Here is a 12550-nt window from a genome sequence, read left to right as displayed (position 1 = left end):
CTGCTCCCACAAATTCGAGCAAAAACTTATATTCGTACCAGCTCAGATAACCCCTCGGTAACGGTCTGCATGCGATCGTCGCGCATGATCCGGCCACAGTCGGTTGCCCGAGGGGGCGCTCGCCACAAGGCGCTGTCCGGATCCGGTGGGGCGAGGTGTTTCGCGCATGCCCGAAAGGTCCGACAATCGAGGCGGTTCCTGCGCGGCGGCGCTCCTGCTGAGCGTATTCCTCGGCGCGTCGCCGGCTACCGCCCAGGAAATGACGACGTCGCTCGTCAACATCCACCAGGGGTCTTGGCTCAGCGACCGCGCGAGAAGCCTCGCTGCCGGTGGCTACGAGTTGCAGGACGGGAGCCTGGTCTCGTTCAATCAATGGTACCGCTCGAACTGGATCGACCTTCACGTCGACTTTCTCACCCAGATCACTGAGAACAGCGGCATCCTGTGGGGCGTGGGGACCGGGGAACAGGGCGAGAAATACCGGATTGCTCCGAGCCTCAAGCTTGGCTTCCTCACCCAGACCCATCCGAGCCCTTACAGCACCCTCTCCTTGTCGGTGACCTCGATCATCGGCGGCAACCTGACTGAGAAGCCATGCGTGGCCGACTATGGGGATCTGGGCACCTACAGCGTCAACTGCCGGCTCGCGGCCGGCGAAACGGCGCCGGAGGAAACGCTGAAATACCTGGTTAACGCTACACCCGAGAGGCTGCGCCTGTGGCTCAATTACCGTGTAACTTTCTGACCGCCGGGAGGCCATGCATGAGAAGTCCTCTTGCTCCCGGACTTCGCGATCGTTCGTCCTCGTTCCTGCTTGACCGGGAGTAGACCATGTCTCGCAATTTCTGGAAGTTCGGCATTGCCGCTGCTCTTGTCCTTCTGCCGGCATCCATCGCATCGGCACAGGAAGCGCTTGATGCGGACCAGGCGGCCGCGCTGTGTCACGGCGGCGGGTCCATCTGCGTGAGCGCAAGGATACCGGCTGCGCGAACGACACAAGCGGTGCAGAGCTGGATGAGCCCCGACGTCGGCGCAGCTTGGGCGGCGGGCTACAAGGGCAAGGGCCTCACCATCACCATCGTCGACGACTTCAGCAGTTCATCGCGCTTCTCCGGCAATTTCGGCATCGGCACGCAATACCAGCGGCACGGCGAATGGACGCGCGAGGAAGCGAGCATGATCGCTCCCGCGGCGACCATCCGCTCCAAGGATTTCTCGACGGGCTCGGCCGTCCCGCTGGCAGGCGGCCGCAACGTGCTCAACCTCAGCTACGGCATGTATGCCGCCGCGGGCTACAGCGTGAACCAGATCGGCTGGGCGCCGGAGGAGGCGTCGATCATCTCCTACGCCACCAAAGGATCGGCCATAGTCTCAAAAGCGGCCGGCAACGACGCGGTCGCCGTCGGCGGTGTCACCGGCGGCCAGCAGGACTATCTCGACCTCGCCCTGATCGGAAAGCCGACGGCCATCTTCGTTGGCGCGCTGTCGACAAACGGCACGACAGCCAACAAGGCCGAGCTTGCCTGGTATTCCAACTACGCCGGTTCCAACACGGCCGTGCAGAGCCATTTCCTGGTGGTCGGTGTCGAAGGGAATAAGACCGGTCTCTACGGCACGTCCTTCGCCGCGCCGATCATCTCCGGATATGCCGCGATCATCGGCAGCAAATTCACCAAGGCGACGCCGCTTCAGATCACCAACGACCTGCTCAACACGGCTCGTACCGACACGCTGGTCAACTACGACCCGTCCGTCTACGGCAAGGGCGAGGCAAGCCTTTCGCGCGCCCTGGCCCCTGTGGCGATACATTGACCAGCGCGCCAGTCGGTCCGGCCTGTCGCTCTGGAGCATTTCCAGGAAAAATGTGAAACGTCCGGAACTGCGTAAAAACAAATACTTGGAGCGGATCGGCGATTCTATGAATCGCTGAAACGCTCTAAGCCTCGAGTGCTTGCGCGGCCCGTTTGAGCAGCGCGCCGCGATCCAGGATGAATCCGGAATCCACCCATTCCTTCTCGAGATTTTTCAGGGTAGCGCCAAGCTTCGGGCCGGGCGAGGCGCCGAGTTCGGTCAGGTCGGCGCCCTTGATCGGAAAAACGGGTTTCGCCCACCTCAAGGTAAAGTTCAGCAGGCGCGAGAAACCGCCGGCTTCCATCATCGCCTGATTGTCCTCGACGGCGCGTGTCCGCGCGGCGGCGAGCGCGAGCCGCAGCCGGTCGAGAAAGCCTTGGCGATCGCCGAAATAAAGCTTCTTCGAGAGTTCCGTCTCGGTCGTCTTGGGCTCAGGCGGTGCAGCCAGCGCCCAGTGCCGTAGCCGGTCGGCCTCCTCGTTCGAAAATCTCAGCCTTTCGGCAAGCGTCTTCATGCGCGCGGCATCGGGCGGAACCATCGCCTCCAGCCTGAGCAGCGGATCGGCGCTCCAGCCGAGATCTCTTTCGGCCCTGACCAGTCCGTGAATGGCGTCGATGCCCCACTTCTCGCTCTCCGGCAGCACCGCGGTGAGAACGCCGGCCTGGCGCATCCAAAGCAGGGCGCGCGAGGGGTCGGGCGCCGAAAAAAGCTTCTTCAGCTCGGACCAGACGCGTTCGGCAGAGAGCCGGCTGAGCCCGTCCTTCAGCCTGGCACAGGCTTTCAAGCCCTCTGCGTCGGGCCGGCCGTCGCCATACCAGGCGAAGAAGCGGAAGAAGCGCAGGATGCGCAGATAATCCTCGCGGATGCGCGCTTCCGGCTCGCCGATGAAGCGCAGCCGCCGCGCCTCGATATCGGCGACGCCGCCGACAAGGTCGACGAGCGTCCCGTCGGCTTCGGCATAGAGCGCGTTGATGGTGAAGTCGCGCCGCTCGGCGTCCGCCTTCCAGTCGCGTCCGAAGATAACTTTCGCCCGCCGGCCGTCGGTCTCGATATCGGCCCTCAGCGTCGTGACCTCATAGGCCTTGCCGCCGGCGATCGCCGTGATCGTGCCATGCTCGATGCCGGTCGGCACTGTCTTGAAACCGGCGGCCTGGGTGCGGCGGATCGTTTCCTCTGGCACGGTCGTCGTGGCGATGTCGATGTCGGCGACCGGCTGGCCGATCAGCGCATTGCGCACCGCCCCGCCGGCGACGCGCGCCTCCTCGCCGCCCTCCTTCAGCGCGGCGAGCAGCTTCTGCAGGTGCTTTTCGCCCAGCCAGTCGGCCCTGCCCGAGAGAGACATCCCCGCGCTCATGCATAGAGCCTTTCATAGAGCGTGCGGATGATGCCGGCGGTGACGCCCCAGATGCGCTGGCCGCCATAGGGCATCTCGTAGAAGAACCATTCGAGGTCGTTCCACATGCGGCTGTCGCGCGCGTGGTTGATGGGGTCCATCAGGAAGCGCAGCGGCACTTCGAAGGCGGCGTCGACCTCGTCGGTATTAAGCGTCAGCGCAAAGCCCGGCCGCACCACGGAAAGCACCGGCACGATGCGGTAGCCGCTGCCGGAGACGTAGTCGGGCATCCGGCCAACGATTTCGATGTGTTCGCGATCGAGGCCGATCTCCTCGAACGTCTCGCGCAGCGCCGCGGCCTCGGGGCCGGGATCCGTCGGGTCGATGGTGCCGCCTGGAAACGCCACCTGGCCCGAATGGCTGCGCAGCTTCTCGGCGCGCTTGGTGAGCAGCACCGTTGCGCCATCGGCATGATCGATGACCGGGATCAGCACCGCGGCGTCGCGCAGCGGCTTTATGTGCTTCAGCCTGGGATGACCGGGATTGAAGCGATGATCGCCGAAGTCGTCTTCAGGATGCGCCTCGGTCTGCGCCGCGACGCGGGCGCGAAAATCAGCGATCGAGAACGGCACCGGCGCCACCTGATCCATCACGCGCTCAGCCGCTCGAGCTTTTCGGCCGGCATGATCGGATAGACCTCGCCGCCGGAGCGGACGGCGAACATCGCCTTGCCGTCGATGTCGATCTTTTCGCCGTGCTCGACCAGCTCATACATCACCGGCCGTGCCACAAGCGCCTCCAGCCGCCCGCGCACCAGCAAATAGGGTTTCAGGCCGCCGGTCGCGTCCTCGTCGACGAAACGCAGCGGATGGCCTGGCCCGGCGGCGACCACGTCGCCGACATTGGTGCGGAAGGTGATGACCTGCTCGTCGCCCATCCCCGACACGTTCATCTCGACGGCGACGAAGGCCGCATCGGCGACGCGGATGCCGACGCGCTCGACCGGTGTCACCAGATAGGTTTTCCCGTCCGCATCCTTGCGCAGGACGCTCGAAAAAAGCTGCACCAACGGCATGCGTCCGATCGGCGTACCGAGATAGAACCAGGTGCCGTCGGCCCTGATCTCCATGTCGAGGTCGCCGCAGAAGTCCGGATTCCAGCGCTCCACGGGGGCCGGTCCCTTGCCGGCCCGCGCCGCCCGCGAGATCAGCGCCTCCAGCCCGCGCGCCTCGGCGGCGCCAATCAGGCTCTGCTCGCCCAGGCTTTGTTCACGATGTTCTGTGGGCTCGATCATGGTCACGAAATAGTCACTGTTGTCCCGATTGTCAGCCTAAGTCTGTGATTTAAGTTCGAATGCAGGCGCCAGGCGAGACCGAATCGCGGCATTCTGCGACTTTGAGAGTGCAGGCCGGCATTTCCAGCCACAAGGATCGAACGGCATGAGCGTGATGATCAAGGAAAGCCCGTTGAGCGACAAGGCGATGATCGAGGAGGCCGAGAAGGCGCTGGCCGACATCTCGAAGGCCCGCGACGCCGTGGGCCGGGTGATTTTCGGCCAGGAAGCCGTCGTCGAGCGCACGCTGGTGGCGCTGCTTGCCGGCGGCCATGCGCTGCTCGTCGGCGTGCCTGGCCTCGCCAAGACCAAGCTGGTAGAGACGCTCGGCATCGTGCTCGGCCTCGATTCCCGCCGTGTCCAATTCACGCCTGACCTGATGCCGTCCGATATCCTCGGCTCGGAAGTGATGGAGCAGGACGAATTCGGCAAGCGCTCCTTCCGCTTCATTTCCGGGCCGATCTTCACGCAGCTTCTGATGGCCGACGAGATCAACCGCGCCTCGCCGCGCACGCAGTCGGCGCTGCTGCAGTCGATGCAGGAGTATCATGTCACCATTGCCGGCGTTCGCCACGACCTGCCCTCGCCCTTCCACGTGCTGGCGACGCAGAACCCGCTGGAGCAGGAAGGCACCTACCCGCTGCCCGAGGCGCAGCTCGACCGCTTCCTGATGCAGGTCGACATCCTCTATCCGGAGATCGAGGCCGAGCGCCGCATCCTGCTCGAAACCACCGGCGTCGAGGAGGCCAAGGCCGACAATGTGCTGCAGCCTGCCAGCCTGAAGGAGATCCAGACGCTGATCCGCCGCATGCCGGTGCCGGAAAGCGTCGTCGAGGCGATCCTCAAGCTGGTGCGCTCGGCCCGTCCGGGCCAGGGCATCGCCGACACCGACAAGCACGTCGCCTGGGGTCCTGGTCCTCGCGCCAGCCAGGCGCTGACACTGTGCGCCCGGGCGCGCGCCCTATATGATGGCAGGTTGGCGCCGTCGGTCGACGACATCCGTGCCTTGGCCGAGCCGGTGCTGCAGCATCGCATGGCGCTGACATTCGCCGCCCGCGCCGAAGGCACTTCCGTGCGCGACGTGGTCGCGAAACTGGCAAAAGGCATCTGATGGGTCGAATAGGCGAGGTCCAGGCACCGGTTGCGACGCGCGACGCGCTCGCCCGCGGCCGGTTGCGGGCCTCTTTGGTGCCGGACCTGCTGGTCGAGGCGCGCCGCATCGTCAACACGGTGATCGCCGGCTGGCATGGCCGCCGCAAGCGCGGCATCGGCGAGAATTTCTGGCAGTTCCGGCCCTATGTCGAAGGCGATTCCTCGCGCATCGACTGGCGCCGCTCGGCGCGTGACGACCACACTTATGTGCGCGACCGCGAATGGGAGGCCGCCCACACGGTCTGGCTTTGGGCCGACCCCTCCCCCTCGATGCTCTACAAGTCGGCGGGAGCCAGCGTTTCCAAGGAATCGCGCGCGCTGGTGCTGGCGTTTGCCATGGCCGAGCTTTTGTCGCGCAGCGGCGAGCGCATCGCCTGGCCGGGCCTCACCGACCCGTTCACCGCCCGCAACGGGGCCGAACGCATCGCGGCACAGCTCAGCCATGCCGGCGCGCTTCCGGCCAAGCCGGACCTGTCGGCCATCCGCCGTTTCTGCGACATCGTCATCGTCAGCGATTTCCTCGACCCGGTCGAGGAGACCATGGCCTGGCTCGACGTGCTCGCCCGTCACGGCGTGCGCGCGCATCTGATCGAGGTCGCCGACCCGGCCGAGGAGATCTTCCCCTATGCCGGCCGCACCGAATTCACCGATCCCGAAACCGGCGACAAGCTGACCGCCGGCCGAGCCGAAACGCTTAAGGAGGAATACCGCCTGCTCTACACCGCCCGCCGCCAGGAACTGGCCGGCTGGTGCAAGCGCCTCGGCTGGAGCTTCACCGTCAACCACACCGACCGCCTCGCCTCCGAGGCGCTGGTGCGCGTCCACATGGCGATGACCACCGATGGCAGCCATGGCGGAAAGGCGGTCGCATGAGCTGGCTGCCGCTTTCCTTCGGCGCGCCGATGGTGCTGTGGGGTCTGCTGGCCCTGCCGGTGATCTGGTGGTTGCTGAGGCTGACGCCGCCGAGGCCGCAGACGGAGGTCTTTCCGCCGCTCAGGATCCTCGCGCGCGTCCTGAGGCGCGAGGAGACGCCGCATCAAAGCCCGTGGTGGCTGACGCTGCTGAGACTGTTGATGGCGGCGCTTGTGATCATCGCGCTTGCCGAGCCGGTGTTCAATCCGCGCGAAAAACTGCCGGCCGAAGGCTCGGCGCTGGCGCTGGTCATCGACAACGACTGGGCCAGTGCCGCCGATTGGGGCAAGCGCGTCGCCACCGCCGAGCGGCTGATTGCCGATGCCGGCTCGAACGGCGTGCCGGTCGTCATCGCCTTCACCGCCGAGAAGCCCAATGCCGAGATCGGCCCCTTCGATGCGTCGGCCGCGTTCGACCGCCTGCGCGCTGCTAAGCCGCGTCCGATCCCGACCGACCGCCCCGCCGTCTATGCCCGGGTTGCCGCGACATTGGAACACCTGCCGGGCGCCAGCGTCGCCGTGCTTGCCGACGGCCTGGCGGCCAATGGCGACGAAGCGGCTTTCAGGACGCTTCTGGAAAAAAATGCCTCGCGGCTGGTCTGGGTCACCTCGGACCGGATATCGCTCACCGGCCTGACCGGCGCCGACAATGAGGTCGACGGGTTCACGCTGACCGCCATCCGCGCGCCGGGCGACCCGGCGCCGGCGCAGGTCACGGCCGGCGCCTTCGACGACAAGGGCCGCCGCATCGCCGACGCGACGCTGACCTTCGCGCCGGGTAATACCACCGCCACCGGAACGATGAAGGTGCCGTTCGAATTGCGCAACGACTTCGCCTCGATAGCGCTGGACGGCGAGCATCAAGCCGGAGCCGTGCGTGTGCTGGACGAGAGTTCCAAGCGCCGCCGCGTCGGATTGCTTTCGCAGGCCGAGGCCGACCAGGCGCAGCCGCTGCTTTCACCGCTCTATTACATCCGCCGCGCCCTGCAGCCCTTCGCCGATCTGGTCGAGCCGTCAAGCGCCGATCTAGCCGACGCCATTCCGCAGCTTCTCGACCAGAAGCCGGCGATGATCATCATGGCCGATGTCGGCACCATCCCCGAGCAGGTCCGGCAACGGCTGGTCGATTGGGTCGACAAGGGCGGCACGCTGGTGCGCTTTGCCGGTTCAAGGCTTGCTGCCGCCGGCAACGACGACGACCTCTTGCCGGTCAGGCTGCGCAGCGGCGAGCGCGCGCTGGGCGGCGCTTTGTCGTGGACCACGCCGCAGGCGGTCACCGAGTTCCCCAAGAACGGCCCATTCGCCGATCTCGCGCCGCCGGCCGAGGTAACGGTCAGCCGGCAGGTGCTGGCCGAGCCGACCCCCGACATCGTCGAGCGCACCTGGGCGACGCTTGCCGATGGCACACCGCTGGTCACGGGCATGAAGAAGGACAAGGGCACGCTGGTGCTCTTCCATGTCACGCCGGAGGCGACATGGTCGAACCTGCCGATCTCAGGCAGCTTCGTCGAGATGCTGAGACGCATCGTGCAATTGTCGCGCAACCAGGGCGCCGCGGTCGCCAATGCCGAGGCCGCCGCCTCGTCGCTGGCGCCCTACCGCATGATCGGCGCCGACGGCGCGCTGGTGCCGCCGACACCCGATGCGCGGCCGCTCGTGCCCGCCGCCGGCCCGCTGCCGGTGACGCTGGAAAACCCGCCCGGCCTCTATGGCTCGGAGACCGGCGTCTTCGCGCACAACCTGCTCAACGCCTCGAGCACGTTCACGCCGCTTGCCCGGCCCCAGATCTCGCTGCCGGTGACCGCCATCCCCTACGCTTTCGACGAATCGGAGAACTTGAAAGGTCCGCTCGTCACATTGGCCCTGCTGCTGATGGTGCTCGACACGCTTGCCGTATTCTGGATGGGCGGGCTGTTGTCGCGCCGGCCACGCCGCGCCGCTACGACCGCGGCCGCCGTGCTGATAGCGGTCGGCGGGCTCTTCGGCCACGCCGATCTTGCCCGCGCGGACGATTCGAAACCCGGCGATTCCCAAGCGATCGAGGATATTTCGAAAACCCGCATCGCCTATGTGATCACCGGCGAGCCCGGCATCGATTCGATCAGCCGCGCCGGTCTTGAGGGTCTCACCCGCTTCCTGATCGAGAAGACGGCGCTGGAGCCAGGCCCACCGGCCGGCGTCGATATCGCGAAGGACGAGCTGACCTTCTATCCGCTGATCTATTGGCCGATCGACGCCACCGCCCCGATGCCCAGCGAAGCCGCGATCGCCCGCATCGATGCCTATATGCAGCAGGGCGGCACGGTCCTGTTCGACACGCGCGATCAGTTCGCCAACGGCATCGACGCCGGCTCGGCAAGCCCGGCCACCGAGCGGCTGCGCGACATCCTCGCCAATCTCAACGTGCCGCCGCTGGAACCGGTGCCGTCGGACCATGTGCTGACGAAGTCTTTCTTCATCCTTCCCGAGTTTCCGGGCCGTTTCAACGGCAGTCCGCTCTGGGTCGAGGCCTCGCTGGACGCCAGCAACACCGAGAACCGTCCGGTGCGCACGGGCGACGGCGTGTCGCCGATCATGATCACCGCCAACGATTTCGCCGGCGCCTGGGCGGTTGACGAGAACGGTGATCCGATGCTGCCGACCGTGCCGCCGGACCCGATGCAGCGCGTCTATGCGCTCCGCGCCGGCGTCAACATCATGATGTACATGCTGACCGGCAACTACAAATCCGACCAGGTGCATGTGCCCGTCCTGCTCGAACGGCTGGGGCAGTAGGTCATGAACTGGTCGATCTCCTTCGAGCCGCTCGTTTCCTGGCCGCTGTTTTGGCTTGTCATCGTGCCGCTCTTGCTGCTCGCGCTGGCAGGCCTGTGGTTCCGCCAGCGCGGCTCTGTCCTGCGCTTCATCGCCCTGCTCGCGCTCGGCGCGGCACTCCTCAATCCCGTTTTCCTCGACGAGGAACGGGAGGCATTGAAGAGCGTCGTCGCCGTCGTCGTCGACCGCAGCCAGAGCCAGGACATCGGCGAGCGCACCAAGCAGACGGACGAGGCGCTGGCAGAGCTTCGGCAGCGCCTTGGCCGCTTCAAGCAATTCGACGTCCGCATCGTCGATGCCGGCAAGTCCGAGGCCGCCGACGAGCGCACCGAAACCAGGCTGTTCGGCGCGCTGGAGAGCGCTTTCCGCGACGTACCGCCCTCGCGCATCGGCGGCGCGATCATGGTCACCGACGGCGAGGTGCATGACGCGCCGGCCGGCGCTCCGGAGTTCAATGCGCCGCTGCATGCGCTGATCACCGGCAACGAGCATGAGAAGGACCGCCGCATCCGCTTCGAGAACGCGCCGCGCTTCGGTCTCGTCGGCAAGCCGCTCGACATGAGCTATCGCGTCATTTCCACTGAAGGCCAGGGCGGCCCGGTCGACGTGCGGGTCTCGGTCAACGGCGAGCAGGTCTCGGTCGAGCATGCGACCATCGGCCAGCCGGCGAAGCTTGAGGTCACCATACCCAACGCCGGCCGCAACATCGTCCAGCTTTCAATCGATCACGAGCCGGGCGAGCTGACCGACGCCAACAACCGGGCCATCGCGCTGGTCGACGGCATCCGCGATCATCTGCGCGTGCTTCTGGTCTCTGGCGAGCCGCATGCCGGCGAGCGCACCTGGCGCAACCTCTTGAAGTCCGATGCGTCGGTCGACCTCGTCCATTTCACCATTCTGCGCCCGCCGGAAAAGCAGGACGGCACGCCGATCAACGAACTGTCGCTGATCGCCTTCCCGACGCGCGAGCTGTTCGTCGAGAAGATCAAGGATTTCGACCTGATCATCTTCGACCGCTACCAGCACCGCGACGTGCTGCCGATCCTCTACTACGACTACATCTCCGAATATGTCGAAAAGGGTGGCGCACTGCTGATTGCCGCCGGCCCCGAATATTCCGGCGAAAGCTCCATTGCCCGCACGCCACTGATGTCTGCCCTGCCGGCGATGCCGAGCGGCGAGGTCGTCGACAAGGCCTTCTACCCGCGTCTCACCGATCTCGGCCAGCGCCACCCGGTGACGCGCGGGCTCGACGGCTCCGCCACCGAGCCGCCGCGCTGGAGCCGCTGGTTCCGCACCATCGGCGTGAAGAATCCGGAAGGCGAGGTGGTGATGAAAGGTGCCGACGACCGTCCTCTGCTTGTGCTCGACCGCAAAGGCGAGGGTCGGGTCGGCATGCTGCTTTCCGACCAGGGCTGGCTGTGGGCGCGCGGCTTCGAAGGCGGCGGGCCGCATGTCCAGCTCTACCGGCGCATCGCCCATTGGCTGATGAAGGAGCCAGAACTGGAGGAGGAACGGCTGACCGCCGATGGCCGCGGCATGGTGCTGGAGATCCGCCGCCAGACGATGAGCGACGATCCCGGCCCAGCCCAGGTGATCACGCCCTCTGGCAAGGCAATGACGGTCAAGCTGCAGAAATCGGAGCCCGGCATCTTCACCGGCAGCCTGCAGACCAGCGAGATCGGCCTCTATCAGGTGGGCAATGGCGACCTCACCGCGCTTGCCCATGTCGGCCCGATCAACGCGCCGGAATTCTCCGACGTTATTTCCACCGAAGACAGGTTGAAGGCGCCGGCTGAGGCGACCGGCGGCAGCGTGCGCCGGCTCGCGCCGTCGTCCGTGCTCGGCAACCTTGCCGGCGGCGTGGCGCTGCCTTCCATCGTGCCGGTCCGCTCCTCGGGCGCGGCATCGGGCGACGACTGGATCGGGCTCCGCACCACCAACGACAGCACCCTCAAGGCAGTCTCGCGCGTGCCGCTGTTCGGCGGCTTCCTCGGCCTCGGCCTGCTGCTCCTGGCCATCGGCTCGATGTGGTACCGCGAAGGGCGGTAGCGCCACTTTCCCTTCTCCCCTTGTGGGAGAAGGTGGATCGGCGCAACAGCGCCGAGACGGATGAGGGGTGCTCCAGCGGAGTGAGACGTCGGCGTTCCCTGGAACACCCCTCATCCGTCGCCTTCGGCGACACCTTCTCCCACAAGGGGAGAAGGAAAAAGCGCTCCCTACTCTTCCGGCTCGACGGTAAACAGCAGCGGATAGCCTTTGGCCTTGCCGGCATCTGTCGCCCGCGCGGCCTTGGTCTCGGCGACGTCGCGCGTGAAGACGGCAACCACGCAGACGCCGCGCGTGTGCGCGGTGATCATCACGCGATGCGCCTGATCCTCGCTGAGCTTGAATTCACCTTTGAGCACCGTCACCACGAACTCGCGCGGCGTGAAATCATCATTGACCAGGATGACCTTGTAGAGCTTCGGCCGCTCGGTTTTCGGCTGCGTCTTGGTGCGCGGTTTGAGGACGGTTTCAGGCATCGGAATCCGCCAGTAGGGATAAAGCAATTCCAGGAAAAGTGCTTAGCGATTTTCCGTCCGGAATTGCGTAAGAAATAGCCTCGCTTCCACTCTGTCATGCAAGGAAGCATTCGTCCATTTGCCCGCTGTTGCGACGGGCAGGCATCGGACCTTATGTGGGAAAGCGCCGTCTGCCGTTCAACGACCCTGCCGGCGCATCGTTGTGCCGGAGCCGCCATCATCCATGCCGGAACCGCGCTCCATGAAGGCCGCAACCATCCAGGCGGCGAAGCCGATCAGCGTTGCGCCGGTCAGCACGATCAGGATCCAGCTCTGCGCCGGCGTGATGTAGTCGAAGCTCGACGAGATCACCGGCGCGAAAAGTTCCGGCTCGGTCCTGCCGCTGGCGGGATCCGGCACTGGGCTGGCGGTGAAGATGATCAACGCTCTTGCCGCCGCGGTGGCAACCAGGCCGCCGAGGGTCAGCGAGCGCATCCGGGACGAAAGCCGCTTCTTCATGCGGATTGCCCTACAGCACCGGCATTGCGATCGGGTTAAGGATCGGAAGCAGCGCGGCGGAAGCTGCCGGTGTCAGGCTTCGGCCACCATAAAGCCGCTCCGGCCGATCGGGCCGGAGCGGTCTTGAAAGATC

Annotated in this window: 11 protein-coding genes; 6 read left to right on the top strand and 5 right to left on the bottom strand. The window is 65.8% G+C overall.

Annotation, left to right across the window (positions count from 1 at the left end):
• The first annotated feature begins 166 nt into the window (after positions 1–166).
• Both EN853_RS09850 and EN853_RS09845 read left to right on the top strand, forming a co-directional pair.
• The gene (locus EN853_RS09850; RefSeq protein ID WP_127858388.1) at positions 167–745 is read left to right on the top strand and encodes a hypothetical protein; all 579 of its coding nucleotides are present in this window, start codon (positions 167–169) and stop codon (positions 743–745) included.
• A gap of 86 nt (positions 746–831) precedes the next feature.
• Positions 832–1812, top strand: a complete 981-nt coding sequence (locus EN853_RS09845; protein ID WP_127858387.1) for a S8/S53 family peptidase — start codon at positions 832–834, stop codon at positions 1810–1812.
• A gap of 124 nt (positions 1813–1936) precedes the next feature.
• On the opposite strand, the gene EN853_RS09840 is transcribed toward EN853_RS09845, so the two are convergent.
• The 3 genes from EN853_RS09840 to EN853_RS09830 are packed head-to-tail and all read right to left on the bottom strand — an operon-like array spanning position 1937 to position 4478.
• Complete coding sequence (locus EN853_RS09840) at positions 1937–3205, bottom strand: CCA tRNA nucleotidyltransferase (protein WP_127858386.1); 1269 nt, start codon at positions 3203–3205, stop codon at positions 1937–1939.
• Entirely contained in the window at positions 3202–3834 is a 633-nt protein-coding gene (locus EN853_RS09835; protein WP_127858385.1) for a CoA pyrophosphatase, read from the bottom strand. Before EN853_RS09835 ends, EN853_RS09840 begins: the two co-directional genes overlap by 4 nt.
• Positions 3834–4478, bottom strand: a complete 645-nt coding sequence (locus EN853_RS09830) for a DUF1285 domain-containing protein (protein WP_127858384.1) — start codon at positions 4476–4478, stop codon at positions 3834–3836. Before EN853_RS09830 ends, EN853_RS09835 begins: the two co-directional genes overlap by 1 nt.
• A 145-nt stretch (positions 4479–4623) precedes the next feature.
• Here EN853_RS09830 and EN853_RS09825 point away from each other — a divergent pair, with 145 nt between their 5' ends.
• Genes EN853_RS09825 through EN853_RS09810 form a run of 4 tightly spaced genes read left to right on the top strand, consistent with a single transcriptional unit; the run spans position 4624 to position 11446 of the window.
• Positions 4624–5628: a MoxR family ATPase gene (locus EN853_RS09825; protein WP_127858383.1), complete on the top strand. Its 1005-nt coding sequence runs from the start codon at positions 4624–4626 to the stop codon at positions 5626–5628.
• Positions 5628–6542: a DUF58 domain-containing protein gene (locus EN853_RS09820; RefSeq protein WP_127858382.1), complete on the top strand. Its 915-nt coding sequence runs from the start codon at positions 5628–5630 to the stop codon at positions 6540–6542. The genes EN853_RS09825 and EN853_RS09820 overlap by 1 nt, the downstream gene beginning before the upstream one ends.
• Complete coding sequence (locus tag EN853_RS09815) at positions 6539–9355, top strand: DUF4159 domain-containing protein (RefSeq protein WP_127858381.1); 2817 nt, start codon at positions 6539–6541, stop codon at positions 9353–9355. Before EN853_RS09820 ends, EN853_RS09815 begins: the two co-directional genes overlap by 4 nt.
• Positions 9356–9358: 3 nt before the next feature.
• Positions 9359–11446 carry a hypothetical protein gene (locus EN853_RS09810; protein WP_127858380.1) on the top strand — a complete coding sequence of 696 codons (2088 nt, stop codon included), beginning with the start codon at positions 9359–9361 and terminating at the stop codon, positions 11444–11446.
• Positions 11447–11613: 167 nt separating this feature from the next.
• On the opposite strand, the gene clpS is transcribed toward EN853_RS09810, so the two are convergent.
• Positions 11614–11919, bottom strand: coding sequence for an ATP-dependent Clp protease adapter ClpS (gene clpS / locus EN853_RS09805; RefSeq protein ID WP_127858379.1), 306 nt, complete (start codon positions 11917–11919; stop codon positions 11614–11616).
• A 177-nt stretch (positions 11920–12096) separates the two neighbouring features.
• The gene (locus EN853_RS09800) at positions 12097–12417 is read right to left on the bottom strand and encodes a hypothetical protein (RefSeq protein WP_127858378.1); all 321 of its coding nucleotides are present in this window, start codon (positions 12415–12417) and stop codon (positions 12097–12099) included.
• Between the last annotated feature and the right edge of the window lie 133 nt (positions 12418–12550).

Origin of the sequence: Mesorhizobium sp. M1C.F.Ca.ET.210.01.1.1 (assembly GCF_004791585.1) — a bacterium.
In the GTDB taxonomy this organism is placed as follows: domain Bacteria; phylum Pseudomonadota; class Alphaproteobacteria; order Rhizobiales; family Rhizobiaceae; genus Mesorhizobium.
Note: the sequence above shows the minus strand (reverse complement) of the source record. Positions and strands in the feature narration are given on the sequence as shown.

Coding starts and splice junctions, on each gene's coding strand:
- EN853_RS09850 (WP_127858388.1), top strand. CDS start 167: ATGCCCGAAAGGTCCGACAATCGAGGCGGTTCCTGCGCGGCGGCGCTC.
- EN853_RS09845 (WP_127858387.1), top strand. CDS start 832: ATGTCTCGCAATTTCTGGAAGTTCGGCATTGCCGCTGCTCTTGTCCTT.
- EN853_RS09840 (WP_127858386.1), bottom strand. CDS start 3,205: ATGAGCGCGGGGATGTCTCTCTCGGGCAGGGCCGACTGGCTGGGCGAA.
- EN853_RS09835 (WP_127858385.1), bottom strand. CDS start 3,834: ATGGATCAGGTGGCGCCGGTGCCGTTCTCGATCGCTGATTTTCGCGCC.
- EN853_RS09830 (WP_127858384.1), bottom strand. CDS start 4,478: ATGATCGAGCCCACAGAACATCGTGAACAAAGCCTGGGCGAGCAGAGC.
- EN853_RS09825 (WP_127858383.1), top strand. CDS start 4,624: ATGAGCGTGATGATCAAGGAAAGCCCGTTGAGCGACAAGGCGATGATC.
- EN853_RS09820 (WP_127858382.1), top strand. CDS start 5,628: ATGGGTCGAATAGGCGAGGTCCAGGCACCGGTTGCGACGCGCGACGCG.
- EN853_RS09815 (WP_127858381.1), top strand. CDS start 6,539: ATGAGCTGGCTGCCGCTTTCCTTCGGCGCGCCGATGGTGCTGTGGGGT.
- EN853_RS09810 (WP_127858380.1), top strand. CDS start 9,359: ATGAACTGGTCGATCTCCTTCGAGCCGCTCGTTTCCTGGCCGCTGTTT.
- clpS (WP_127858379.1), bottom strand. CDS start 11,919: ATGCCTGAAACCGTCCTCAAACCGCGCACCAAGACGCAGCCGAAAACC.
- EN853_RS09800 (WP_127858378.1), bottom strand. CDS start 12,417: ATGAAGAAGCGGCTTTCGTCCCGGATGCGCTCGCTGACCCTCGGCGGC.